This window comes from Streptosporangium sp. NPDC000396 (genome assembly GCF_042898655.1).
Taxonomy (GTDB): Bacteria; Actinomycetota; Actinomycetes; order Streptosporangiales; family Streptosporangiaceae; genus Streptosporangium.
Genome location: NZ_JBIAZA010000002.1, coordinates 384,933 through 409,942, shown reverse-complemented (window position 1 = coordinate 409,942; position 25,010 = coordinate 384,933). Strand labels below are relative to the sequence as shown.

The 25,010-nt window shown below is 67.7% G+C and carries 22 protein-coding genes; 9 read left to right on the top strand and 13 right to left on the bottom strand.

The annotated features are described in order from the left end of the window. Window positions 1–15 precede the first annotated feature (15 nt). Together dnaN and dnaA are read right to left on the bottom strand one after the other, a co-directional pair. A complete protein-coding gene (gene dnaN, locus ACFY2X_RS04400) occupies window positions 16–1,155 on the bottom strand; it encodes a DNA polymerase III subunit beta (protein ID WP_389932060.1) in 1,140 nt (379 codons plus the stop codon). 573 nt (window positions 1,156–1,728) lie between these two features. Beyond that, window positions 1,729–3,477 (bottom strand): chromosomal replication initiator protein DnaA, encoded by a 1,749-nt coding sequence (dnaA, locus tag ACFY2X_RS04395; RefSeq protein WP_389932058.1) that lies wholly within the window; start codon window positions 3,475–3,477, stop codon window positions 1,729–1,731. A gap of 524 nt (window positions 3,478–4,001) precedes the next feature. Here dnaA and rpmH point away from each other — a divergent pair. From rpmH to ACFY2X_RS04355, 8 genes are all read left to right on the top strand, one after another. After that, complete coding sequence (gene rpmH, locus ACFY2X_RS04390; protein WP_184543430.1) at window positions 4,002–4,139, top strand: 50S ribosomal protein L34; 138 nt, start codon at window positions 4,002–4,004, stop codon at window positions 4,137–4,139. A gap of 110 nt (window positions 4,140–4,249) precedes the next feature. Next, a complete protein-coding gene (gene rnpA / locus ACFY2X_RS04385; RefSeq protein WP_389932056.1) occupies window positions 4,250–4,624 on the top strand; it encodes a ribonuclease P protein component in 375 nt (124 codons plus the stop codon). Then, the gene (gene yidD / locus ACFY2X_RS04380) at window positions 4,624–4,902 is read left to right on the top strand and encodes a membrane protein insertion efficiency factor YidD (protein WP_389932351.1); all 279 of its coding nucleotides are present in this window, start codon (window positions 4,624–4,626) and stop codon (window positions 4,900–4,902) included. Before rnpA ends, yidD begins: the two co-directional genes overlap by 1 nt. 4 nt (window positions 4,903–4,906) lie before the next feature. After that, the gene (gene yidC / locus ACFY2X_RS04375; protein WP_389932054.1) at window positions 4,907–5,857 is read left to right on the top strand and encodes a membrane protein insertase YidC; all 951 of its coding nucleotides are present in this window, start codon (window positions 4,907–4,909) and stop codon (window positions 5,855–5,857) included. Window positions 5,858–5,875: 18 nt separating this feature from the next. Next, the gene (locus ACFY2X_RS04370; RefSeq protein WP_389932053.1) at window positions 5,876–6,391 is read left to right on the top strand and encodes a protein jag; all 516 of its coding nucleotides are present in this window, start codon (window positions 5,876–5,878) and stop codon (window positions 6,389–6,391) included. A 150-nt stretch (window positions 6,392–6,541) separates the two neighbouring features. Then, the gene (rsmG, locus tag ACFY2X_RS04365; protein ID WP_389932051.1) at window positions 6,542–7,252 is read left to right on the top strand and encodes a 16S rRNA (guanine(527)-N(7))-methyltransferase RsmG; all 711 of its coding nucleotides are present in this window, start codon (window positions 6,542–6,544) and stop codon (window positions 7,250–7,252) included. Between the two features lie 251 nt (window positions 7,253–7,503). Continuing rightward, window positions 7,504–8,370: a ParA family protein gene (locus ACFY2X_RS04360; protein ID WP_389932348.1), complete on the top strand. Its 867-nt coding sequence runs from the start codon at window positions 7,504–7,506 to the stop codon at window positions 8,368–8,370. Between the two features lie 71 nt (window positions 8,371–8,441). Continuing rightward, window positions 8,442–9,413: a ParB/RepB/Spo0J family partition protein gene (locus ACFY2X_RS04355; protein WP_389932049.1), complete on the top strand. Its 972-nt coding sequence runs from the start codon at window positions 8,442–8,444 to the stop codon at window positions 9,411–9,413. 590 nt (window positions 9,414–10,003) lie between these two features. Here the strand turns inward: ACFY2X_RS04355 and ACFY2X_RS04350 are convergent. From ACFY2X_RS04350 to ACFY2X_RS04340, 3 genes are all read right to left on the bottom strand, one after another. Next, on the bottom strand, window positions 10,004–11,062 hold the full coding sequence (locus ACFY2X_RS04350; protein ID WP_389932048.1) for a threonine aldolase family protein: 1,059 nt from the start codon (window positions 11,060–11,062) through the stop codon (window positions 10,004–10,006). Between the two features lie 628 nt (window positions 11,063–11,690). Then, window positions 11,691–12,647, bottom strand: a complete 957-nt coding sequence (locus tag ACFY2X_RS04345; RefSeq protein WP_389932047.1) for a D-alanine--D-alanine ligase — start codon at window positions 12,645–12,647, stop codon at window positions 11,691–11,693. 685 nt (window positions 12,648–13,332) lie between these two features. After that, a complete protein-coding gene (locus ACFY2X_RS04340) occupies window positions 13,333–14,565 on the bottom strand; it encodes a PLP-dependent aminotransferase family protein (protein WP_389932346.1) in 1,233 nt (410 codons plus the stop codon). A 294-nt stretch (window positions 14,566–14,859) separates the two neighbouring features. Between ACFY2X_RS04340 and ACFY2X_RS04335 the strand changes: the two genes are divergently transcribed. Next, entirely contained in the window at window positions 14,860–15,480 is a 621-nt protein-coding gene (locus tag ACFY2X_RS04335; RefSeq protein WP_389932045.1) for a GNAT family N-acetyltransferase, read from the top strand. Window positions 15,481–15,728: 248 nt separating this feature from the next. Here ACFY2X_RS04335 and trxA read toward each other — a convergent pair whose 3' ends face one another. The 8 genes from trxA to ACFY2X_RS04295 form a co-directional block, all read right to left on the bottom strand. Continuing rightward, window positions 15,729–16,052, bottom strand: a complete 324-nt coding sequence (gene trxA, locus ACFY2X_RS04330) for a thioredoxin (RefSeq protein ID WP_389932043.1) — start codon at window positions 16,050–16,052, stop codon at window positions 15,729–15,731. A 39-nt stretch (window positions 16,053–16,091) separates the two neighbouring features. Continuing rightward, complete coding sequence (gene trxB, locus ACFY2X_RS04325; RefSeq protein WP_389932041.1) at window positions 16,092–17,024, bottom strand: thioredoxin-disulfide reductase; 933 nt, start codon at window positions 17,022–17,024, stop codon at window positions 16,092–16,094. Window positions 17,025–17,158: 134 nt separating this feature from the next. Continuing rightward, window positions 17,159–18,028, bottom strand: coding sequence for an anti-sigma factor family protein (locus ACFY2X_RS04320; protein WP_389932039.1), 870 nt, complete (start codon window positions 18,026–18,028; stop codon window positions 17,159–17,161). After that, entirely contained in the window at window positions 18,018–18,608 is a 591-nt protein-coding gene (gene sigM, locus ACFY2X_RS04315; RefSeq protein WP_389932037.1) for an RNA polymerase sigma factor SigM, read from the bottom strand. Before sigM ends, ACFY2X_RS04320 begins: the two co-directional genes overlap by 11 nt. A 171-nt stretch (window positions 18,609–18,779) precedes the next feature. Beyond that, a complete protein-coding gene (locus ACFY2X_RS04310; RefSeq protein WP_389932035.1) occupies window positions 18,780–20,291 on the bottom strand; it encodes a protein kinase family protein in 1,512 nt (503 codons plus the stop codon). A gap of 195 nt (window positions 20,292–20,486) precedes the next feature. Then, on the bottom strand, window positions 20,487–22,091 hold the full coding sequence (murJ, locus tag ACFY2X_RS04305) for a murein biosynthesis integral membrane protein MurJ (RefSeq protein WP_389932033.1): 1,605 nt from the start codon (window positions 22,089–22,091) through the stop codon (window positions 20,487–20,489). A gap of 21 nt (window positions 22,092–22,112) precedes the next feature. After that, entirely contained in the window at window positions 22,113–24,284 is a 2,172-nt protein-coding gene (locus tag ACFY2X_RS04300; protein ID WP_389932031.1) for a DUF6049 family protein, read from the bottom strand. 46 nt (window positions 24,285–24,330) lie between these two features. Continuing rightward, window positions 24,331–24,852 carry an aminoacyl-tRNA deacylase gene (locus tag ACFY2X_RS04295; protein WP_389932029.1) on the bottom strand — a complete coding sequence of 174 codons (522 nt, stop codon included), beginning with the start codon at window positions 24,850–24,852 and terminating at the stop codon, window positions 24,331–24,333. Window positions 24,853–25,010 lie beyond the last annotated feature (158 nt).

The window sequence follows — 25,010 nt, the reverse complement described above, 5'->3', positions numbered from 1 at the left end:
GTGGACCGGCAGGCGTCAGCTGGACAGGCGGATGGGCATGATCAGGTAGCGGTAGTCGGGGGTGCCCTCGTCGTCCACAGGCTTTCCACCGGTGAGGATGGCGGGCTTGGTGGAGGTGGTCATCTGCAGGCGGGCCACGTCGGAGTCGATCGCGCCGAGCCCTTCCAGCAGGAATTGGTGGTTGAAGGCGATGTTGATGTCGTCGCCCTCGAAGTCCACGGGAAGCACCTCGACCGCCTGGGCCTCGTCGCCGCTGCCCGCCTCCAGGACGACCTCGCCGCCGCGGAAGGCCAGCCGGACCGGCGTGTTGCGCTCGGCGACCAGGGCCACACGCTTGACCGCCTCGACGAAGGCGCTTGTGGACAGATCCGCGCGGGCGGAGAACTCCGTCGGCAGCAGCGAGCGGTATTTGGGGAACTCCGGGTCGAGCAGCCGGGTGGTGGTACGGCGACCGGCGCTGGAGAAGCCGATCATGCCTTCGCCGGTGCCGCCGACGGAGCTCATCGCGATCTCGACCTCGGCACCGGTGCTTCCCAGGGCCTTGGCGGCGTCGGCGAGGGTCTTGCCGGGGATCATGGCGACCGCGGAGAAGTCGGGCTGGCCCGGCTGCCACTTCAGCTCTCGTACGGCCAGGCGGTAACGGTCGGTGGCGGCGAGGGTGACGGTGTCGCCCTCGATCTCCATGCGCACACCCGTCAGCATCGGCAGGGTGTCGTCCTTGCCCGCGGCCACGGCGACCTGGCTGACGGCAGAGGCGAACACGTCGCTGCCCACCCGCCCGGCGGCCGGGGGCATCGTCGGCAGGGAGGGATAGTCCTCCACAGGCATGGTGAGAAGTGTGAACCGGGCGCTGCCACAGGTGACGACCGCCTTCGCGCCCTCCACGACGAAGTCCACAGGCTGTGCGGGGAGCGCCCTGGTGATCTCGGCGAGGAGCTTGCCCGAGACGAGGACCACGCCCGCCTCGCCGCTCTGCGGTTCGAGGGTCACCTCGGCGGAGACCTCGTAGTCGAAGCCGGAGAGCTTGAGCTGACCGCTCTCCGTGACCTCAAGACGCATGCCGGCGAGCACCGGCACGGAAGGACGTGCCGGAAGGCTGCGTGCCGTCCATGCGACCGCCTCAGCGAGTACGTCCCGCTCGATCCGGAACATCACGTGGATCTGCCTCCTGTGTGTCGAGCGCTCTTCGCTCGGTGCCTTGGGTTCAAGTGTTCACTGTCCCGCACGTGCGCTCCCCGGAACCCCTCTATGGGTCTTGAGTTTCTTAGTTAGAGATACAAGGGGTCATCGTCATAGGGGCGGTGGAAACTGTGGAAGGTCGTTATTTTCGCAGGTCAACCGCTGTTTTTTCATCCACTGGTGGTGTGGGTGGAAGGTGTGGAGAACTCATGGGGCTGGGGAGAACCGAGCTGTACACACAGGCCGTCCCCAGATCTTGGGTCGTTCATCCACCGGTTATCCACGAGGTTTCCCCAGGTTCTCCACGGGGTAAGAGGTCGTTTTGTCCTTGGGGAAAACTCTCCCCACAGGGCGTCCCCAGGTTGTCCACGAGTTCTCCCCAGGTTTTCCTCAGGTTCTCCCCAGAGTTGTCCCCATGCCGTCGGAGCGCCTCGAACCCCCCGATCCAGTGGTGATCATGGTCGGACGCGTCGATCGCACCCTCCCGTCGGGCTCCTACCACTGATCCACAAGGTTTTCCACAGCCTGTGCATCGTGCGAGGTGGATTCTCATCCATTGCGCGACTGCTGCTTGATCCTCGTGGTCAGTTCGTTGACCTGGTTGTAGATCGATCGGCGCTCGGCCATGAGCGAGCGGATCTTCCGGTCGGCGTGCATGACCGTGGTGTGGTCGCGTCCGCCGAACTGCTGGCCGATCTTGGGAAGCGACATGTCGGTGAGTTCCCGGCACAGATACATGGCGATCTGCCGGGCGGTGACCAGCACGCGCGAGCGCGACCCGCCGCACAGGTCGTCGATCGACAGGCCGAAGTAGGCCGCGGTGGACGCCATGATCGTGGCGACCGTTATCTCGGAGCCGGCGTCCTCGGTGATCAGGTCCTTGAGCACGACCTCGGTGAGCTGCAGGTCCACCGACTGCCGGTTCAGGCTGGCGAAGGCGGTGACCCGGATCAGGGCGCCCTCCAGCTCGCGGATGTTCGTGGATATCCGGCTGGCGATGTATTCCAGCACCTCGGGCGGCGCGGCCAGGCCCTCCTGGATCGCCTTCTTGCGCAGGATCGCGATGCGGGTCTCCAGCTCGGGCGGCTGGACGTCGGTGATCAGGCCCCACTCGAACCGGTTGCGGAGCCGGTCTTCCAGTGTGACCAGCTGCTTGGGCGCCCGGTCGCTGGAGATGACGATCTGCTTGTTGGCGTTGTGCAGGGTGTTGAAGGTGTGGAAGAACTCCTCCTGGGTCTGCTCCTTGCCCTCCAGGAACTGGATGTCGTCCACGAGCAGGATGTCCACAGCCCGGTAGCGGGCGCGGAAACCGTCGGCCTTGTGGTCGCGGATGGAGTTGATGAAGTCGTTGGTGAACTCCTCCGAGCTGACGTATCTCACCCGCGCGCCGTCGTAGAGGCTCTGGGCGTAGTGGCCGATCGCGTGCAGCAGGTGGGTTTTCCCCAGGCCCGAGTCGCCGTAGATGAACAGCGGGTTGTAGGCCTTGGCCGGTGCCTCGGCCACCGCGACCGCGGCCGCGTGAGCGAACCGGTTGCTGGAGCCGATGACGAAGGTCTCGAAGGTGTATTTCGGGTTCAGCCGGGCGGGTTCGCCCTGGGTACGGCCGCCGCGGCCGTCCCACCTGTTGGCGACCTGGCCGGAGGCGGGATTCGGCGTGGGACGGTCGAAAGTGTCTGATTCCGGGCGGGGCGGAGCGGGCCGGGGGGTGTAGCCGCCCCGGCCGTATCCGGTGTTCTGCTCCACCGGCGGAGCGGCCGGGGAGGGCTCCGCCGGGAGGTACGGCTGGGCCGGCTCCTCCACGTGCTGGTAGGGGTAGGAGAACGACGGAGCCTGTGGCTGGTGCTGTGGATATTCGGTGGACGGTGGAGCGGTGGTGCCGGGTGCCGGATAGGGGTTCTGGGCACTGGAAACGTTGTGGTGCTGGGGAGTCACGGGCTGTGCATAACCCTGCTGCGGCCCACCACCCTGTGCATAACCCTGCGGGGGCGCCTGGGGATAAGAGGGCTCCGGGCGGGGCATGCCGCCGGAGGTGGAGCCCGCGGCGCTGGGGTCCACCATGACCGCCACGCGCATCGGGCGGCCGAACTCCTGGGAAAGCGCGTGGCTGATCAGGGGGCGAAGCTTGTTTTCCAGGACATCCCTGGCGAAATCGGTGGGAGCCGCGAGCACCACGGTGTCGTTCATGAGGCCGAAGGGCCGGGTCATGCCGAGCCAGACGCGCTGCTGGGGCGGGACGCTCTCGTTGAGAGAGTTCTCCAGCGCGCGTGTCCACGCCTCGCCGAGGTCGATTCCATCCATGGCCCGGCTTACCTCCTCCGACGCGGCCCCCGCCCGAGCTCACCGCGATCTGTTTATCCACACCGATGGCCGCCGGGCGCATCGGAATTCCCCGTTGTCCACATGCCGGCGTACCCGCGGTCTCTTCGAGATCCTTGTCAGGAATCCACATCGAATCCACATGGTGTGCACAGGCCCGCACTTGCCGCCTGGCGCGTTCTGGCAGCGGAGAGAGGGTCTGGAAGGGCCGACAGTAGCCCTGTCCACAGCTGTGTTCAAGACGTTGTCCACAGCCTAGTGGCAGTAGGAGGGAGGCTGAGTGCACATCCTGTGGACGGCGGGGCATCGGTGGAAAAAGAGGCTGTGGATTCGTGGATAACCTATATTCGCGTGCCCGCCGGTTTGACCTGGGACACGCGTGCCCCGTAACGTACGACGGTCGGCTTATCACGCGGCGGCTCTTTCGCATGCCCCGCTTCCGGTAGGCCAGTCAATGTCGAGCATCCCCATGTGCTGGGGATGCGCCTTGAGCCTGGAGCCCACTCGTGAGCAAGCGTACTTTCCAGCCGAACAACCGTCGCCGCGCGAAGACCCACGGCTTCCGGCTGCGTATGCGAACCCGCGCCGGTCGCGCCATCCTGGCCGCCCGCCGTCGCAAGGGCCGCGCCGAGATCACTGTCTGACGCATCCGCCGCGCCCGGTTCGCCGGGCCAGGCAGTAGCGTCTTGTCGCCCGTCGGCCGTGATGTCGGCGGGCGATAGCCGTACCTGCCCAGGGTCGCCAAGGTCCTCTCGTGTTGCCGTCCGGGTCCCGCATGCGCCGGGGCGAGGAGTTCGCCAACGCGGTCAGAAAGGGAAGCCGTGCAGGCCGTCCCACCCTGGTCGCGCATTTGAGCGTGCCTGATGACACGGATGGGATGCCTTTGGTGGGGTTTGTGGTGAGTCGCGCCGTGGGTGGCGCAGTTGTCCGAAATCGAGTCAAACGCCAGCTGAGACACCTCATGCGAGACCGTCTGCATCGCCTTCCGCGAGGTAGCCTGCTGGTTGTACGCGCCAATCCACCGGCCGCGTCCGCGCGAAGCGAGCGCCTTGCCGCCGAACTCGACGTCGCGCTGGATCGTTTACTCAGGCGGCGAGAGCCTTCCACGGCTCGCATGGATGGGCGATGATGACGGCGCAGCAGATCGCTGGAACCTCTCCGGCCGCCAAGGCCCTGATGGTTCCTATCCGGTTCTACCGGGCCTACGTGAGTCCTCTGCTGGGTCCCCGTTGCCGCTTTCATCCCTCGTGCAGCGCCTATGGTCTTGAGGCGATCGCCGTCCACGGTGCGTTGCGCGGCATATGGTTGACGGTCCGGAGAGTCGGGCGTTGCCACCCATTCCATCCCGGAGGTTTTGACCCGGTGCCCCCATGCCCGGGCCAGTCCAACGAAATGCAAGGGAGCTAGCTCGGTGGAGCTGTCCTGGCTGAACTGGCTGTATACGGCCGTCGCTCAAGTAATCACCTGGATTCACCAGGTTTATAGCAGCTTCCTCAACCCGAACGGCGGGCTGACCTGGGCGCTGACCATCATCACCCTGACGGTGATGATGCGGTTGCTGATCTTCCCTCTCTTCCTCAAGCAGATGCGCTCGTCGAAGAAGATGCAGGAGCTGGCCCCCCAGGTTCAGAAACTGCGCGAGCGCTACAAGAACGACAAGCAGCGCATGAACCAGGAGATCATGGCGCTGTACCAGGGTCAGGGAGCCAACCCGCTCGGCGGCTGCCTGCCGGTCGTGGCCCAGTTCCCGATCTTCATCTCGATGTTCACCGTGCTGAACGCGATGGCCCACGGCCAGCTCAAGTTCGGCATGTCGCAGGAGCTCGTCGACAGCGCCCGTGCCGCGCACATCTTCGGCGCGCCCCTTCCCGCGACGTTCTTCACCAGCGCGGAGCACATCGAGGCGCTGGGCGCGAACTCGATCCAGACGAAGATCGTGCTCGCGATCTTCGTGGCGATCAGCTCGCTGACCACGTTCCTCACCGTCCGGCAGAGCGTGAGCCGCTCGATGGCGCAGATGCCGGACAACCCGATGGCCCAGCAGCAGAAGATCCTGATGTACATCTCGCCGCTGTTCGCGGTCTTCTCGCTGAACTTCCCCCTCGGTCTGATCCTCTACTGGGTCACCACCAACCTGTGGACTCTGGGACAGCAGCACTGGTTCTACAGCCGTCACCCCGCTCCGGTGGCCGACGCCAAGGGCAACCTGGTGACGCCCGAGCCCAAGCCCAGCCTGCTGAACAAGGTCAAGAAGACCACTCCCGAGCCCGAGGCGCCCCCTGCGGAGCCGCAGCCCAGGCAGGTGCGCCAGCAGCCGACCCGCCAGCCGCGCAGCAAGCGGACCGGTAGCAAGAAGTCCTGACGACTCATCCCCGACAGCATGAAGGAGTGGCTGGACGTGACCGAGGCCCAGAAGGAGACCGTGAAGGCGGCTCCGGATCTCGCTGCGCTGGAGCAGGAGGGCGAGATCGCGGCGGACTACGTCGAGGGTCTGCTCGACATCGCCGACATCGACGGTGACATCGACATGGACGTCGAGGGTGATCGCGCCGTGGTGTCGGTCGTGGGCGTCAAGGGCAGTGACCTCGTGGGCGCCAACGGCGAGGTCCTGGAGGCGATCCAGGAGCTGACCCGGCTCGCGGTCCACCGCCAGACGGGGGAACGCTCCCGGCTCATGCTGGACATCGGCGGATACCGTGACCGCCGCCGGGCCGAGCTGAGCGATCTCGGCAGCAAGATCGCCGCAGACGTCAAGCGCAGCGGTGAGCCGAAGTCGCTGCAGCCGATGACCCCGTTCGAGCGCAAGATCGTGCATGACGCGGTCGCGGCGGCGGGCCTGCGGAGCGAGTCCGAAGGCGAGGAGCCCCGGCGCTTCGTGGTGGTCCTGCCCGCATAGCGGCACAGCCGAGACACGACCGGCCGTCGCCCCTGGCTCGCCAGGGGCGACGGCCTTTTTCATGGCCCGCCTTTGTACATCGCTGCGGAGAGGGCCGTTAGCCTTAGAACGCCCTGACCCAGCCAGTTCCCCGAAAAGAGTGAGCGTCGAGTGAGTGACCAAATCCCCGAGCCGCCCGAGGTCGCGCGCGAGGTGTTCACCGGCGAGGCCTGGTCCAGGGCGGAGGCGTTCGCGGAGTTGCTGGCCGGCCCGGGAGTGGTGCGCGGGTTGCTGGGGCCTCGCGAGGTGCCCCGCATCTGGGACCGCCACCTGCTCAACTGCGCGGTGGTCGCCGAGGCCGTCCCCGCCGAGGTGAGGCTGGTGGACATCGGATCGGGAGCCGGTCTGCCCGGCCTGGTTCTGGCGATCGTACGGCCTGACATCAAGGTCACGCTCCTGGAGCCGCTCCTGCGCCGGACGGTGTTCCTCGAAGAGTGCGTGGACACGCTGAAGCTCGACAACGTCGAGGTGCTGCGCGGCCGAGCGGAGGAGTTCGCGGGGAAACGGGAGTTCGACGTGGCCTCCGCCCGCGCGGTGGCACCGCTCACCCGGCTGCTGACGTGGTCGCTGCCGTTGCTGCGCGAGGGCGGGGAGCTTCTCGCGATGAAGGGAGAACGGGCAGCGGAGGAGCTGGCGGACGCCGAGGAGCAATTGCGGTCGAGCGGGGTGCAAACCGCCGAGCTTGTATCGGTCGGGCACGGTAAGGTCGATCCGCCCGCAACTCTCATCCGAGTGGTCGCCGGTCGGGCCCCCGAAGGAACGCGGCAGACCTCTCGCCGGAAGGATCGCGGCTCGCGAGCGAAGCGAGCACGAGGCCAGTAGATATAACGAGCAAAGCGAGTACGAGGCCAGTGGAAGACCGTGGAAATGCGATCGTCAGCGCGATGTGCGGCCTCGGCTGGCCTGCGACCTCCGTCGCCTTGCCACCGGGAGAACACTCCTGCGGTCTGGGCTGGCCGACGGTGCCGGCTCCCGCTGTCACCATAGCCAGGCCGGTTGAAAGGACGACGACCGTGACCCAGCCCCCCCTTCACCCCGGCGACTCGCCGCTGGTACGAGAGGCACTCAGTTCAGTGGTTTCACGTGAAACATCGACCCAGACGACTACGGCCGCTCCTGGAAACTCCACGGGGACCCGGGACGGGGACTGGCCCCGGCCGCCCAAGACTCGCATTTTCACGGTCGCCAACCAGAAGGGCGGCGTGGGCAAGACCACGACGTCGGTGAACCTGGCGGCGGCCCTGTCCATGCATGGGCAGCGCGTCCTCGTGGTCGATCTCGACCCGCAGGGCAACGCCTCGACGGCGCTGTCCATCGAGCACCGTGGCGATGTGCCGGACATGTACAAGGTGCTGGTGGAGGACATGCCCCTTGAGGAGGTCGTGAAGGAAGTCCCGGACATGCCCGGGCTCTACTGCGCCCCCGCCACGATCGACCTGGCCGGTGCCGAGATCGAACTGGTCTCCATGGTCGCGCGTGAAGCTCGCCTGCAGCGCGCGCTGGCCGCCTACAAGGCGACCGAGCTCGACTACGTCTTCATTGACTGCCCTCCTTCCCTCGGGCTGCTGACCGTCAACGCGCTGATGGCCGCGACCGAGTTGCTGGTTCCCATCCAGTGTGAGTACTACGCGCTGGAAGGCCTCGGCCAGCTGCTGAGGAACGTGGATCTGGTCCGTGCTCACCTGAACCCCTCGCTCAACCTGTCCACCATCCTGCTGACGATGTATGACGGACGGACTCGTTTGGCATCCCAGGTCGCCGAGGAGGTGCGCTCCCATTTCGGTGACTCGGTGCTGAGCACCCTGATTCCTCGGAGCGTCCGTGTCTCCGAGGCTCCCAGCTACGGCCAGTCGGTCATGACCTATGACCCGGGTTCGAGCGGTGCGATGGCTTACATGGACGCCGCACGTGAGATGGCACACCGCGGCGCGGCTGTGTGAACGCCGGGAGATTTTCGGCATCATCGTCGTGGAAGTCGCTGAGGGCGGAAACCTGAGCCGGAGGAGAGGCAGTGAGTAAGCAGCCGAGAGGGATGGGCGGCAGGGGCCTGGCGGCACTCATCCCAACGGGCCCGCCGGTGGTGCGTGGCGCGGCGCCATCGGTGGCCACGACGACAGTCGCCCCGGAGCCGGGAGAGTCGTCCGGCCTGAAGCCGGTCGCGGGTGCCTATTTCCTTGAGGTGCCGATCAAGGACATCACGCCGAACCCTCGCCAGCCTCGAGACATCTTCGACGATGAATCCTTGAAAGAGCTGGCCACTTCGATCCGAGAGGTGGGCCTGCTCCAGCCCGTCGTGGTGCGCTCGGTGGGCGAAGGCCGCTACGAGCTCATCATGGGCGAGCGCCGCTGGCGTGCCTCCAAGCTCGCAGGACTCTCCGAGATCCCCGCGATCGTGCGGAACACCCAGGAGGACAAGCTCCTCCTGGACGCGCTCATCGAGAACCTTCAGCGGGAGCAGCTCAACGCCCTGGAGGAGGCCGCGGCCTACCGGCAGCTGCTCGACGACTTCGGCGCGACCCACGAGCAGCTCGCCGCCCGCATCGGCCGTTCCCGCTCCCACGTGACGAACACGCTGCGCCTGCTCGGCCTGCCGCCCAAGGTCCAGCTCCGCGTCTCGGCGGGCACGATCAGCGCCGGGCACGCCCGGGCCCTGCTGCCCCTGAACGACCCGGTCGCGCAGGAGCGCCTTGCCGAACGGATCACGGCCGAACTGCTGTCGGTCCGCGCGGTCGAGGAGATCGTGATCATGGGCGACGCCAAGGCCGCCCCGGCGCCCACCGAAAGAGCGCCAAAGGTTAGGCCGGCCGAGGACCCGGCTCTCCGTCAGCTGGCCGACCGTCTCTCCGACCACTTCGAGACCCGGGTGAAGGTGGACTTCGGGCGCCGCAAGGGGCGCATCGTGGTGGAGTTCGCGACCATCGACGATCTGGAGCGCATCATCGGAACGATGGCGCCGGGTTCCATGCAGATGGTCGAGGAGTAGCCTTCTCGCCGACGGATCCGATGAAGCGGCCTCCGTGTTTCACGTGAAACACGGAGGCCGCTTTCATGTGCACGCCAGGCGGCCACGTTCTCAGAAGGCCTTTCATGCAATGGTGGAGGGCCTGGGCGCCACGTCCCCGGAGATCCGCGTGCGGTCTCCGGAGGGCACCCATGTTTCACGTGAAACATGGGTGCTTCCGGGAAGTCGCGTGAATCTCCAGGGGCGCGGCGCCGGGGCGCACGAAAGCCTCTCCGAAGGCGTGGCGTCCGGCGCGCATAGAGGTGGCCTCCGTGTTTCACGTGAAACGCGAGTTCTCCCCGAAGGCCGCGTACGGTCTCTAGGGATGCGGCATCGGGGGCACGCGAGAGGCTCTTCAAGGGCGCGGCGCGCGGCACGCGTATCGAAGCGGCCTCCATGTTTCACGTGAAACATGGGCTGCCTGAGGGGCGGCTTCTTCGCGGGGGTGGGAATCTCGTGTGAGCCGCTCCTGGTTTCACGTGAAACATGGCGCGCCCGGAGGAGCAGCCTCTCCGCCAGGCGGGTCCGCTCAAGGGCGGGCCACCTTGTGTTTCACGTGAAACAGTCGCCTTCTAGACGCCCATCGGTCCGAGTACGGCGAGGCGGATATCGGCGATGAAGGTGTCGACGTGCTCGGGGGTGGTGTCGAAAGCCGTCACCCAGCGCACCACGTTCTCGTCCGCGTCCCAGGAGTGGAAGAGGTAGCGCTGCCGGAGTTCGGCGATCGCCTTCTCCGGAAGCGCGGGAAAGACCGCGTTGGACTGGACGGGATAGCGGAGCGAGACCCCCGGGAGATCGGCGACACCGTCGGCCAGGCGACGGGCCATGGCGTTGGCGTGGTCGGCGTTCTCGCGCCAGAGGCCGTCGGTGAGGAGTGCGGTCAGCTGCGCGGAGACGAAGCGCATTTTGGAGGCGAGCTGCATTCCCTGCTTGCGAAGGAACAGCGCCGGAGCGTCCAGTTCGGGATTGAGGATGACGAGCGCTTCGGCGCCCATGGCGCCGTTCTTGGTGCCGCCGAAACTGAGGAGATCCACATTCACGTCGGTGGTGAGCGCGCGCATCGAGCACCCGAGTTCGGCCGCCGCGTTGGCCAGGCGGGCGCCGTCCATGTGGAGGAAGAGGCCATGCGCGTGGGCGAACTCCGCGAGTTCGGCGATCTCGTCGGCGGTGTAGCAGGTGCCGCACTCTGTCACCTGGGAGATGGAGATGACGCGAGGCTGGGAGTGGTGCTCATTACCCAGAACGGAGAGCTGGTCGCGGACGGCGTCCACGGTGATCTTTCCGTTGTCCATGGAAAGAGGGATCAGCTTGGTTCCCAGCAGGCGTTCGGCCGCGCCGCATTCGTTGGTGTTGATGTGGGCGGTGGCCGGGCAGAGCACGGCGTCATAGGGGCGCAGAACGAGGCCCAGTCCTACGACGTTGGCGCCGGTGCCGTTGAACATGGGGTAGGCGGTCGCCCCGGTGCCGAACTCGGAGCGGAAGGCGTCCTCCATCGCCCGAGTCCAGGGGTCTTCGCCGTAGGCGGGAGCGTCTCCGGTGTTGGCTTCGATGATGGCGGCGAGAACCGCGGGATGCACGCCCGCGTGGTTGTCACTGGCGAAGCTCTTGGGGAAGAGCGGGAAGGTCGACACATCGCCAGCTTAGGCGAGCGGTTCTGGGAGCCGATCTCTGTGCCCGGGGGAACGCGGTCGCTCTCCAGCCGCGCCCGGCCGTACGAAGAACTCCTGCTGCCCGGAAGGAGCGCTGTCGTACGGAGGTCCGAGACGGGTGCGCAGGCGCCTCGCCGTACGGGTGCCGCGTTGAAGTCTTGTACCTCACCGTAAGGGAGGCACGGAGAGGCCTGTGGGTGAGTCTCACCGTAAGGGAGGCACGGAGAGGCCTGTGGGTGAGTCTCGCCGTACTGGAGGCACAGAGAGGCGTGCGGGGGTGAGTCTCGCCGTACGGGAGGCATGGAGAGCCGCGGGGGTGGGCCTCCCCTAAGGGAAGGCGGGAAGGCTTGTCTGCCGCCGCACGGGAGGGTGTGGAAGTCCTGCCTGCCGTTGCCTGTCTTCGTCGATCAGGAACTTCTCGGGACTCTCTGGGACGAGAAGAAGATCACGGCGTCGCGCCCCGGGGCGGCGGATTCGACCGCCGCCGCGGGTGAAGGCGAAGGGCCGTGGGAAGCCCGATGGGACCGTCAGCGAAAGCCGCGAAAATGAGCGGCGAAAGCGGGGCACCGTGGTGTCAGGTGGCGCCCCGACGTTGAGCGGTGCCGTGGCGTCAGGCGGTGCCGCGGGCGGCGGCCTGCTCCAGGAGGAGTCGGCAGAGGGTGCCGAAATCGTCGCCGGAGGCTTCGACCGCCATGGGGAAGAGAGACGTCTCGGTCATGCCGGGGGCGACGTTGACTTCGAGGAAGTGCGGCAGGCCGTTCTCGTCGACGATGAGGTCGGTACGGGAGATGTCGCGGAGGCCGAGCGCGGTGTGGGCGGTCACCGCCATCTCGGCGCAGGCGGCGGAGACCTCGGGGGACAGACGGGCGGGGGCGAAGAACTCGGTGTGCCCGGCGGTGTATCGGGCCGCGTAGTCGTAGACGCCCTCGTCGGGGACGATCTCCACCGGAGGCAGGGCAACCGGGCCGTCGCCGAGGTCGACCACGGAGACGGCGACCTCGACGCCCTCGACGCAGCGCTCGATCAACGCGGTGTCACCGTAGGCGAAGCAGCCGACCATGGCGGCCGGGAGCTCTTCGGCGACGCGGACGATCGACGCGCCGAGCGCGGAGCCGCCGCGGGACGGCTTGACGAACAGGGGAAGGCCCAGCCGTTCCACGATGCGGGTCAGCACCGTGGAGGCACCGAGATCGTGGAACGTCTCCTTGGGAAGCGTCACGGAGTCGGGGGTGCGCAGGCCGACGGAGCGGACGACCGTCTTGGCGGTGGGCTTGTCGAAGGCGATCCGGCAGGCGTCGGGACCGGCACCGACGTAGGGAACGGAGAGCAGTTCGAGCACCGAGCGGATGGCGCCGTCCTCACCCGCTCCGCCGTGGAGGGTGACGAAGACCGCGTCCGGCGGGTCGGCGAGCACGGAGGGCACCAGTGAGGCGTCGGTGTCACGGGTCTCCACGGAGATTCCCGCCCCGCGCAGCACCTCGCTCACCCGGCGGCCCGAGCGGAGGGACACCTCCCGCTCGTAGGACAGTCCGCCTGCCAGGACGAGCACATGGCCCAGATCACTCATCCGAAACACCTCTCCTTTATGGCCCATGCCGAGCTTGCGGGGTCGTTCTCACCACGACCGGGGCGATCGCCGCACAACGACGCCGGAAGTCACCGTACGGCACCTCGCCGCCTTGGTGTGCACGCGAGAGCCCCATGTCGGCAGACGGATGCATCTCGCGAGGCGTCTGCCATGCGAGGGCGCCGGATCGTGTCCTGCGGATCTTTGCCTGCTCGGTGGATCTTCCGCGTGGTCGCGGCCTTCATCTCATGAAGCGCTTCACCCCGCGGCACCGCTGTCCGGCATCCTCCCGGCCCTTGAAGGGCAGGACGACGCCCGGTGGTTCGCGACCCGCCCCAGTGGCCCGAGGGCTCTCCACGCCACCGACCTCACGCCCTGAGACGGGCCGGACGACACCGGCTCAGACGACATCGGCTCGGGCGACACCGGTTTGGTCGTCGGCGGCCTGGTTGTCGCCGGCACGGTCGTCTCGATCCGGCGCCCCCATCCGATCCTGTCGGCTCTCCGCCCGCCGCGACGGCTCCGGACTGATACCCGTGGCGGCGCCACGTACTCTCCCCGGAGCCCCGAGAGGCGTCCGGGCGTCCGTTCAGGTTGCCGGCTCCGGTGGCTCCTCTGGCTCCTCCGCCCTGCGAGGCGTCCGTCTGGATCGCCGCTCACGGCGGAGGAGACCCGGGAGAACTCTCTAGGCGAGATCGGGCCCCGGAGTGTCGACCCCGATGTGGTCGGCGGACGAGCCGGTGCCGAAGGTGTCGCGCAGCCGTAATTCCTGCTCGATCACCCCGGCCAGGCGTCGAACACCCTCACGGATGCGCTCGGGCTCCGGGTAGCAGTAGGACAGCCGCATGTGGCGTCCGCCGCTGCCGTCGGCGTAGAAGCCGGTGCCCGGCACGAAGGCCACCCGCTCGGCGACCGCGCGGGGCAGGAGCGCCTTGGAGTCCAGCCCTTCGGGAAGGGTGGCCCATACGAAGAACCCGCCACCCGGGCGGGTCCAGGTGAGGCCGGCGGGCATCAGGGCTTCGAGCGAGCTGAGCATGGCGTCTCGGCGCTCGCGGTAGAGCTCCCTGAAGGTCTTGATCTGCTCGCGCCACGGCTGGACGGCGAGATACTGACCGACGGCGAGCTGGGTGAAGGAGGAGTGGGACAGGACCGCGGACTCCATCGCCAGGATGAGCTTGTCGCGGATGGCGTGCGGGGCCAGGGCCCAGCCGACCCGGAAGCCGGGGGCCAGGGTCTTGGAGAACGAGCCCAGATAGACGACCCCGTCGGCGTTGTCGGCGCGCAGCGCCCGCATGGGCTCGTCGTCGAAGCCGAGCAGGCCGTACGGGTTGTCCTCGACGATCAGCACGCCCGCCCGCTGGCAGATCTCCAGCACCTGCTGCCTGCGCGTCTGGTTGAGCGTCACGCCGGCGGGGTTCTGGAAGGTCGGGATCGTGTACAGGAACTTGATCGGGCTGCCCGCGGTCTGCAGGGCGTAGATGGTCTGGGCGAGCGACTCGGGGACGATCCCCTCGTCGTCCACGGCGATGTGGACGACCTTGGCCTGGTAGGCCGCGAAGGTGCCCAGCGCGCCCACGTAGGAGGGCCCCTCGGCGAGCACGACGTCGCCGGGGTCGATGAAGATGCGGGTGATCAGGTCGAGGGCCTGCTGGGAGCCGACGGTCACGACGACGTCGTCGGCGTTGGCCTCGATCCCCTCCATGCGCATGACGTCGCAGATCTGCTCGCGCAGGTGCGGATCACCCTGGCCGGAGCCGTACTGGAGCGCGACCGGGCCGCGACGGGACACCAGGTCGGCGACGAGTTCGCCCACCACGTCGAGGGGGAGGGCGGTGACGTACGGCATGCCGCCGGCCAGCGAGACCACCTCGGGCCTCGATGCGACGGCGAAAAGAGCTCGGATCTCGGAGGCGACCATGCCGGTTGCCCGGGCAGCGTACCGATCGACATAGGCGTCGATCCGCGACCCGTGGGCCGCGAGGGTCTGACCGTGATCTGACTCTTGGGGCACGGTCCACCTCCTAGATCATGAGGAGCACGAGTGCTCATGCTAGAGAAACCAGCGTACGTCAGTGGCTGTAGTCGCCCGCGTGGGGGGACGGGACACCCTGAAACCAAGGGCCTTACTGGGCTACGATGCCAGCTGAAGACGCCGTTTTCGCGCGTTTTTCGCCATGGCTTGCACTCGTCTCGCCAGGATTGGGGCCAACAGGTGTCGCGTCGGCTGGCAAACGTCACTCTCGACAATCTCGACGACCTGCCGCACCGCTGCCGCCGGTGCGTCTTCTGGGAGCTGGATCCCGTGAACGGGAACCGGGCGGTCGAAGCGGGTGACCCCGGGCTGGAAAAAGAGGCGTGGATCTCGTCCACGCTGCTGGAGTGGGGAAGCTGCGGGAAGATCGCCTATGTGGACGGCGTGGCGGCGGGCTTCGTGCTCTACGCGCCGCCGCACTACGTGCCGCGCTCGGTGGCCTTCCCCACCTCGCCGGTCAGCGCGGACGCCGTGCTGCTGATGACCGCGCACATCATCCCGGAGTTCTCCGGCGGCGGCCTGGGCCGGATGCTGGTGCAGGGCGTGGCCAAAGACCTGACCCGGCGTGGGGTGCGGGCGATCGAGGCGTTCGGCGACCTGAAGTGGGAGCAGCCGGGGGCGTGTGTGATGCCCGCCGACTATCTGCTCTCGGTGGGCTTCAAGACGGTTCGGCCGCATCTGCGCTTCCCCCGGCTTCGCCTTGAGCTCAAGACCGCCGTGTCGTGGCGTGAGGACGTCGAGGTCGCGCTGGAGAGGCTTCTGGGCTCCATGAGCCCGGAACGGGCCCTACGACCCGTCTAGGGCCATCTGAGCCGCTTCCAGGAGACACGAAAGCCCCCTGCCGTCAGGCGAGGGGGCTTTCGCTGGGTGGGTGTGCCGCTCGGAAGCGGGTGGTACGGCATGGCGCTGTGGGGTGCGGCAGGCCGCAGGGGGCGTTTCCGGGCCCTCCCTCGGTCTCTCCCGCCCGGGTCGCCCGGACGGCGCCTCACCGCGACGTCGTGACGCGCCACCCGGCTGATCCGCGATGGGGTGAGATCTGCGGGAAGGGCTCAGATGATGCCCTCAAGCTCGCGAAGCAGCATGGCCTTCGGCTTGGCGCCGATGATCTGCTTCACAACCTCTCCGTTCTTATAGACGTTCAGCGTCGGGATCTGGAGTACACCGTAGGTGCGGGCGGTTTCCGGGTTCTCGTCGACGTTCAGCTTGACGACGTTCAGCCTGTCGGCCTGCTCCTTGGCGATCTCTTCCAGGATCGGCGCGACCTGACGGCACGGACCGCACCACTCGGCCCAGAAGTCGACGACGACGGGCTTGTCGCTCTTGAGGACGTCGGCATCGAAGCTGGCGTCGGTCACATTCTTGATGGCGCCCAAGGTTCCTGTTCTCCCTCTATCCGGGTGTTGCGGTCGGTCTCAGTTCTCGTGGTCGGCCAGCCAGCGCTCGGCGTCCAGCGCCGCGGCGGAGCCGGTGCCCGCGGCGGTGATCGCCTGGCGGTAGATGTGGTCGACGACGTCACCGGCGGCGAAGACACCGTCCAGGTTGGTGCGCGTGGAGGGTGAGTCGACCTTGATGTAGCCCTCGTCGTCGAGATCGATCTGGCCCTTGACGAGTTCGGTGCGCGGGTCGTGGCCGATCGCGATGAACAGGCCGGTGGCCGCGAGCTCGCTCTCCTCGCCGGTCTTGAGGTTGCGCAGGCGCACCCCGGCGACCTTGGATTCGCCCAGGACCTCGACGACCTCGCTGTCCCAGACGAAGCGGATCTTCTCGTTCGCGAACGCGCGGTCCTGCATGATCTTGCTGGCGCGCAGCTCGTCGCGGCGGTGCACGACGGTCACCGAGCTGGCGAACCGGGTGAGGAAGGTGGCCTCCTCCATGGCGGTGTCGCCGCCGCCGACGACCACGATGTCCTGGCCGCGGAAGAAGAAGCCGTCACAGGTGGCGCACCAGGAGACACCGTGGCCGGACAGGCGCTTCTCGTTGGGCACACCCAGCTCGCGGTAGCCGGAGCCGGTGGCCAGGATGACGGCCTTGGCGTAGTAGGTGTCGGTGGCGGTCTTGACGACCTTGGGGCTGACGGCCAGGTCGACCTCGACCACGTCGTCGGCGACCAGCTCGGCGCCGAACCGCTCGGCCTGCTTGCGCATGTTGTCCATGAGGTCGGGGCCCATGATGCCGTCGGAGAAACCGGGGAAGTTCTCCACCTCGGTGGTGTTCATCAGCGCGCCGCCGGCGGTCACCGAACCCTCGAAGACCAGGGGCTTCAGGTCGGCGCGCGCGGAATACACGGCCGCTGTGTAGCCTGCGGGACCCGATCCGATGATGATCACATTCCGGACGTCGCTCACTGATACGCCTTTCCCTCTGTCGTTGCCAGTGGCGACAACAGATCCTAGGCGCAGGTGATTCCCTCTTGACACGGGCAAAGCCCGGCATGGACGAATCCATACCGGGCTTGTCTCCGATGAGCCGACAGTTCGGGTCAGTTCCAGTGCGCGAGAGCCGGCTTGCGCACGGCCTCGCACTGCGGGCCCACGACGTGGACACGCACCGAGTTCTTGGCCTGGTTCTGCCAGAAGACCAGGATGTTGGCCTCCTGCCCGTTGTAGAAGCCCTGGTCCACGGCGAACGGGGACTTTCCGACCTTGTTCGAGATCCGCTGGACACATTGCTCGATCTTGGACGCCTTGGTTCCCTCCAGGGCGTCCGCCATCTGTGCCGGACCGATGTATTCCAGCAGCGAGCCGCTGAGATCCTGCTCGGTGTAGTTCCAGTTGCTGTCGGTCAGCTGGTAGACCGGCTTGCTGGCAGACGCCTCCGGAGGAAGCGTCTGAGCGACGTTCGCGCCGGGTGCCGAGAGCACTCCGGTCGTCATCACCACCGTGCCGATCACCGCCGCCGCAACTCCCGCCGACGCGACGGCGGGCAACGCCCACCGGCGCCGCCGGGTGGCCTTACGCCGCCTCGCCGGAACGACGGTGCCGTCGTCGCCGACGACTCCCAGCCGTGTCACAGGCTCCGGCTCGGGGAGAGGCGTCGTCTCCTGCTCCCACGGCGCGTCGCGCATTATGTCGTCCCAGGCCGGTGCTTCCACCAGGCCCACTCCACCTCCACGGAAGCTTTCGGCCTCAGCAGCCAGTGCGCGGTCGATCCTCAGGGCGACCCCCATCGGCATTGCCGGTGTGGGCGTCGCCGCAAGCACCTCACGGACCGCTGCGAGGTCGGCGAGGCTTTCGCCACAGGGATCGCAGATCGCGAGATGCTCGCGTACCTGCAGGGCCGTGGCGGCGTCGAGAAGACCCTCGGCCAGCTCGGCGAGGATCTCCAGGTCGTAGTGCGTATCACCCGTCACGAAGTTCTGCTCCCTTCGCGGATGAGACGCGAGACAGGTTGGATCGGTTCCGTAAATGGGAAAGAATTGGGGCAAGCTTCGCCCGTCCACGCGCGCATCTGCTCTTGACTGTTCCACTTGGCACCTCAAGGACCTGGGCGGCGTCCTCTACGGAGTAGCCCATCATGTCCACGAGCACCAGTGCGGCCCGCTGGTCGGAGGGCAGCAGCTTGAGCGCCGCCGACACCTCCATGGAAACCTCGCGCTCGGCTGTCTGGTCGAGCACCGGGGTCTCACGCTCGGCGGCCTCGACGAGCTCGTCGTCGGCGACCGGCCGGATGGATTTCCTGCGCATGCGGTCCAGGCAGGCGTTCACCACGATGCGGTGCAGCCACGTGGTGACGGCCGCCTCGCCGCGAAAGCTCTCGGCCTTGCGATAGGCCGAGACGAAGGCGTCCTGTACGGCGTCGGCCGCCTCGTCGGGGTCGCCCAGCGTGCGCAGGGCGACCGCCCACATGCGGTCTCGGTGCCGCTTCACTATCTCGCTGAAAGCGTTCGGATCCCCGGCGATGTGCCGGGTCAGCAGATCGGCATCGGACATTGCCGCCCGCGCCATCTGCTGTTCCGCCGCTGGCGGGGTGTCTGGTGGGGAATTCACAAGGAAAGTCCTGCTATGCCGGTCCGGGGAGAACACCACTACGTGATAGATGGTGCCACGAAATCTCCCATGATCGGCAAGAAGCCGGGTAAAACCGATCAAATCGCACCGGCGTCACTTCGTTGCGAGGACCTTCACGTCGAACACGGTGCCACGGAACTTGCCCTGGTAGGTGGGCAACTTGGTGAACCAGACCACGACGTAGCGGCCCTTCTGCGGAGAGTCCGCGCTGAAGGTCTTCTTGCCCGAGGCGTCGGTGGACTTGCCGACCGTTTCCATGGCCTTCAGATCTTGGGAGTCGCCGACCCTGATTTCCACGGTGCCGCCGGAGCCGCCGCCGAAGTCGACCGAGACCTGCTTCACCGGCACGTTCTGCCCCATGTCGAGCAGGAGGCCGACGCCCTCCTTCAACCGGCCGAAGTCGACCGAGTTGTAGGACTCGGAATGCCAGTCAGTGGAGGACTTGCCGTCCACCGCGTTGAGGGCGAGCTCGCTCCGTTCCTCGCCGTCTTCGCTCAGCGGGTCGAAGCCGGTGACCCGGGCGGGCTTCACCTCGCGGGTGGCGACGGCGGAGGCGGTGGGTGCGGGTTTGGCGGTCTCGCCGGCGGCGGGGGTTCCGGTGTTGCCGATGCTGCGGCCGAGCGTCCAGGCGCTCAGGCCGACGGCCACCATCACCAGCAGCACGACCAGGGTCATGGCCACCTTGTTGAGCGTCCCGCCACCCGACGGGCGCGGTTGGTGGGGCTGCGTCGGCACGGAGGCGGGAATGCTGGGGCGCTGAGGGGGCGCCGCGGCGCCCGGGGTCTCCGGTCGCGAGGCCGGCACCGGGTGCAGCGCCGGCATGGGCATGGGCATGGGAGCGGGCCGGGGCACCGAGCTGAGGGCCTCGGCGAAGTCCGCGGGTGTCGTCAGCGGCTCAAGTCCTCGCCTGCTCTCCGGCAGCAGCGCGCGGCAGGTGATGGTGTCGAGATAGCCGGGGACGCCCGCGGTGACCTGACGCGGCGTGCAGAAGTGGCCGTCGCTCATGGGAGCGGCGGGGAGCCCGCCCTCCTGCTCGTCGCCCGGCCAGTGGCCGGTCAGCCCGGCGTACAGCAGGCGGCCGAGGCCTTCGGCGTCGTCGCGGGCCGGATCGTCGCTCGTCCGGTTGTCCAGGGCGGCGTCGATCCCCACCCCGAGCAGCTTGACCGTGCCGCCCGCCGTCCAGACCAGGTGCTTGGGGGTCAGGCAGAGGTGGGCGAGGTTCGCCTCGTGGGCGTGGGCCAGCGCCTCGGCGGCCTCCGCGACCAGCGCGGCGGCCCGCTCGGGATCCAGCGGCCCACCGGCGATCATGTCGGCGAAGGTCTCTCCGCTCACCCACTCGCTGACGACGTAGGAATGCCCGTCATCCTGGGTGGCGTCGAAGACCTGGGTCAGCCGGGGGTCGGTCAGCCTGCTGGCGGCACGGGCGGCCGTGACGACCTCGGGCAGGCGGGAGAAGCCGGGGGCGAAGGTGTGGATGGCGACGGGCCGGGCGAGCACCTCGTCAATGGCCTTCCACAGCGTGGCCCCGCTGGACTCGTGGACACGATCCTCAAGTCGGAAACGCTCTGCCAGCTTCGTGCCGGGCTCGACGGCGGGCGAACTCATGAGCTCTCCTCAACCGGGCACGCACTGGCGTCATGCCAGGTAGAAATATCAGGACACATCACGCGATGCCGGGTGGATCCGCCCACGCCCTCCTGCTTCCATTAGCCGCATGTCGTCACACGCGTCGCACCATGGTAGTCCCGCGCCGGTTCCGCCCGTGTCTTGCTTGTCAGACGCTTGGGACAAGTCTTGGGGTTACCGGCCTAGCCGTCCCGCGACCATTCCAACGATCGAACTCACCTCCGGGATGCGCATCCGGTTCGCGATGACCAGGTAGAGAACCATACCGAGCCCGCCGCCCGCGGCCAGCATGATGGCCGCGCTGAGCGGGGTCAGACCGGCCAGTTCCCGCGTGAGCCACAGAACGCCGAGGGCGATCGCCGCGGCGGGAACCGCCGCGATGTGCATCTGTGACAGCCCGGCGGCCACCTTGCCGCCCTGAAGGCCCCCCACGCGACGGCTGGCGAGGGTCCAGGCGACCACGGTGCCCACCACGTAGGTGACGGTGAACGCGAAGGCCAGCCCCATCACGACGTATTTCGCCGGAAGGATGAAGTAAGCGGCGAGGCTGAGCACGGCGCTCACCGCCACGTTGCCGACGGCGATGAAGACCGGCGTGCGGGTGTCCCCGAAGGCGTAGAAAACCCTCAGCAGGAGCTGGAAGAGCGAGAAAGGGACCAGTGCCAGGCCGAAGACCTGGAGCACGTTGCCGATGTAGATCGCGTCGTCCACGGTCATGGTGCCCCACGAGAAGATCAGCACGGTCACCGCTGGGCCCAGTACCATCAGCAGCAGCCCGGCGGGCACCATCAGCACCGAGACCAGCCGCACGCCCGAGGCGAACTCCTCGCGGACCTGGCCCAGTTCCCCGTCGGACACCGAGCGGCTCATCCGGGGCAGCATTGCGGTGATTATCGAGACCGCGATGATCCCATAGGGAAGCTGGAAGAACTGGAAGGCGTAGGCGTAGGCGGAGTTGCCGGCGCCCTGGACCGCGTCACCCGCGCCGGACGAGAGCTTGGTGGTGATCAGAAAGCCGATCTGGTTGACGCCCACGAAGGCGAAGGTCCAGACCGCGGTCCGGCCCATCTCGCCGAGCCCCACGCCGCGCAGGTCGAACCGGGGCCGAAACCGGAAGCCCACCCGGTGCAGCGAGACGATCAATACCAGGCACTGGGCCACGATCCCGGCGGTGGTGCCCAGGCCGAGCAGGGCGAGGTCGGCGTCGCTCACCGTGCCGACGTTGGCGCCCGCCTGCCCGGCCATCAGCGAGTAGGCCACCAGGACGCCGATCATCACGATGTTGTTCAGCACCGGAGCCCACATCGGAGCGGCGAACCGGTCCCGGGTGTTGAGGATCGCCCCGGCGATCGCCCCGATGCCGAAGAAGGCGATCTGCGGGAGGATGTACTGCGCCAGCATGACGGCGACGTCGAGTTTCCTGCCTGTCCAGCCCTCCGTGTAGAGGCTGATCAGCGGCCGGGCGAGCAGCACGGCGACCACCGCCACCAGCGTCAGCCCGATGATCCCGATCGTCATCAGCCGCTGCTCGTAGGCTCGGCCGCCGTCGGGGTCGCTCTTCTGCCGCCGGACGATCATCGGCACGACCACGCTGCTCAGGACCCCGCCGATGAGGAGGTCGAACAGAATGAACGGGATCGCGTAGGCCACGTTGTAGGCGTCGCCGAGCGCACCCGTGGTGATCGCCGCCGCGAGCACCGCCGTACGGACGAAACCCGTGACGCGGGAGACCATCGTCCCCGCCGCCATGATCGCGCTCGCACGCAGGACCCTGCTCATGCGCTTTCCTCCGCTAGGTGCTCAGGACTCATTGCCGGCCGGTGCGCCCGCGGGTCTCGGCGGTATGGCAGCCGTGGCGCGACGGGCTCCTCGGCGGCGCAGGACGCGCATGATCACGGCGGCCAGCATCACCATGAGGGCCGCGCCCACGATCACCAGCGCGATCCCGGTGTAGCCGGTGGTCCGCACGGTCAGCTCGACCGGCTTGCCGTACTTCCGGCCGTCGCTGGTGGTGAGCTGGACCGTCACGGTGGTCTGGCCGCTCGCCGTCGGCGTCGCCGTCATCGGGACCCGGATGGTCTGGTTCTGGCCACTCCGGATGATGATCGGGTCTTCCTGGTTCTCGTAGGGCTCGATCTTCAGCAGGTCGGGCTTGTCGGAGGTGACCTTGAGCCGGACCGCGACCTCGCTGTTCGGGCTCCTCAGCTCGTTGCGGACGCTGATCGGCACTTCTCCGTCGGCACCGGCCAGGGTGCGGAACTGCGGCTGGTCGCCGCCGGTGATGTAGACCTTGCCGATCCGCCCGTCGACCGTCGTCCCGATCTGCTTGACGTACGGCGCCGCTGCCGATGTCCTGCCCCGCCAGGCGGAGGAGGTGAGCCGGAGCAGCGCCAGGTCGAAGAGATGGAGGTCTTTGTTCTTGGTGACCGCGGTGGTCAGGTCGATACGGGCGCTGACGCGCTTGACCTTCGACATGTAGGACTTGTCGAGCTCTTTGCGCCGGTCCTGGTCGGTGTAGGCGAGATCGGCCCGGGGCGTCCGGGCGGTCTTGGCCGGTTTCATCGTGTCGAGCGTGGCCGGTGCGAGCCAGGGCAGGGCGGCGGCCGTCTTCACCAGCTTGGTCACGTAGGCCGGGTCGGGATCCCATCGCCGGTCCGGGGCGGCGACCACGGTTCTCGGCGTGGTGACGGGCTCGGAGCTGATCATCGCGGTCTCGGCGATGAACCGCTGGCGGTTCAGCAGGGCCGCGCCGGGGGTCGAGGTCTCCGCGTCGATGATCTCGCTCAGTGCGGCGTCGGCGACCAGGGCGGTGACCGGGCCGTTCACGCTCGCCACGGTCGTGGCGGCGTCCGGGGTGGTGACGACGGGCGGAACCGCCTGCGACGGGTTCGACGGGCTCGACGGGTTCGGCAGGTTCGGTGCGTTCAGCAGCACGGTGTCGACCCCGCCGACCCCGCCGCTGGACAGCAGGTCCAGCCCGTCGTAGTCGATCGATCCGTTCGCCGGCCAGTTCACGTTGGTGATGACGTCGCGGCCGAGGGCCTGCCTGGCGACGAGTTTCGCCGCCTCGGTCCCTTCCCTCGTCACGTCGTCGACGCCGTTGTGGGCCAGGGCGGTCACGTCGGGGTCGCCGTAGGGGGTGGCCACGACCGGAGGCTTGGCGAGAGCCGTACGGAGGTCGTTGAGCCACTTGGCGGCCGCCGGGTTCGCGGGCGCCTGCGTGGACTTGACCGTGTGCGGCTTGCCCATCGCCTGCGCGTCGTCGAGCACGGCGGGGTCGAACACCCAGGTGATGTTCTTGGCCGAGGCGGTGTCCTGGGCGATCTTCAGCAGGTCGCCGAGGCGTTTGCCGGTGGCCATGGAGGCGGGCAGGGTGTCGTCGATGAAGGTGCTGTCGTCGGCCCGGCGCGGCTGGTCGATGATCGGCAGGACCAGGGCGAGCCTGGTGCGGGTCACCTTGGCGTTCTTGGGCATGTAGGACACGAAGGTCCGCTGGACGGCGATCTGCTGGCCGAGGGAGTCGAGCGCCTCGATCATGATCGGGTAGACGCCGAACCGGGAGATGCCCAGCTGCTGCGGCGTGAAGGCGAACTCCCACGGCGCCTTCGCCGAGGGCGCGACGGTCCCCCCCTGCTGGAGGTACTGCTCGTTACGCCAGGCGGACGGCTGCGGGCCCTGACCGCTCTGGTAGGCCTGCAGGTCGGCGCGCCGGGTGAACGGCTGGGGCGCGTAGTGCATCCGGACGCGCACGCCGCTGAGAGCCTCGGTGCCGGCGTTGACGAAGGACCCGGAGATCTTGATCTCGGTGGTGGGCTCGCGGGGCACGTCCGGGCCGATCGCCTCCACCAGAAGCTGAGGGGTCTGGCGGCTCACCGCGGTCGCCTGGGCGTTCGCCATACCGGGAAGAGCCACGGCCGCGGGAGAGAGCAGCGTGGCGGTCAGCATGGTGAGCAGCGCGGCCTTGCGGATCACGTTCCGGCCAGGGATCGAATACGGCGCACGCCCGTAATGCTATGGCCTATCCGGCGAGCGGAAAGGTCGCAGGCTCTCTCCGTGACCGCGACTGGACCAGGTCGATGGTCTTCCCTGAAACAAGGGTGAGCAGGTGATCGGCGCGGATCAGCAGTGCCGTGCGGCGTTCTCCGGTGGGGGTGTAAACGAACTCCGCGCTCCCGGCCAGCCGCTCGTCAACCAGCACGGGAAGTTCTTCGGGGAGCAGAAGCGGACAGACCAGCCCAGCCGCGTAGTCTGTGGCGGAGTTGACGGTGAAGGCAGAGGCGGGACGAACCCGGCGGGCGCCCAGCACGCCGCCGATCGGGCCCGGCTGGGGAGGGGATCCGACTGAGGCGACGACCGCGACGGGTTCGCGCCCGATCCGAGTCGTGACCTCGAAGACCGTGACCGCGACGCAGGTCGCCGGGCTCGCCGACAGCAGCTCCGGCAACTCGTCGGCGCTCGTCATCGCGCGGGGAAGGCGTACGATCTCATGGTGGACCTGGTGTGCGAGGAGCCAGCGGTGGATCGCGAGGGCGTCCTTCATGTATGTGCTCCTTGCCTCGACGCACGGCCCCCGACGGTCTCTTGACTGACCGTAACCTGGTGATCGCTTCAGGTGTAATCCCCAGAGGGGAACATGTTCCGTAACCGAAGGACCTACCCGGCTTGTCCCTTTCAAATCTGACTGAGAGCCAGCAGCAC

Coding starts and splice junctions, on each gene's coding strand:
- dnaA (WP_389932058.1), bottom strand. CDS start 3,477: ATGGATGGAATCGACCTCGGCGAGGCGTGGACACGCGCGCTGGAGAAC.
- yidD (WP_389932351.1), top strand. CDS start 4,624: ATGACGGCGCAGCAGATCGCTGGAACCTCTCCGGCCGCCAAGGCCCTG.
- ACFY2X_RS04370 (WP_389932053.1), top strand. CDS start 5,876: ATGAAGGAGTGGCTGGACGTGACCGAGGCCCAGAAGGAGACCGTGAAG.
- ACFY2X_RS04345 (WP_389932047.1), bottom strand. CDS start 12,647: ATGAGTGATCTGGGCCATGTGCTCGTCCTGGCAGGCGGACTGTCCTAC.
- ACFY2X_RS04340 (WP_389932346.1), bottom strand. CDS start 14,565: ATGGTCGCCTCCGAGATCCGAGCTCTTTTCGCCGTCGCATCGAGGCCC.
- sigM (WP_389932037.1), bottom strand. CDS start 18,608: ATGTCCGATGCCGATCTGCTGACCCGGCACATCGCCGGGGATCCGAAC.
- ACFY2X_RS04310 (WP_389932035.1), bottom strand. CDS start 20,291: ATGAGTTCGCCCGCCGTCGAGCCCGGCACGAAGCTGGCAGAGCGTTTC.
- murJ (WP_389932033.1), bottom strand. CDS start 22,091: ATGAGCAGGGTCCTGCGTGCGAGCGCGATCATGGCGGCGGGGACGATG.
- ACFY2X_RS04295 (WP_389932029.1), bottom strand. CDS start 24,852: ATGAAGGACGCCCTCGCGATCCACCGCTGGCTCCTCGCACACCAGGTC.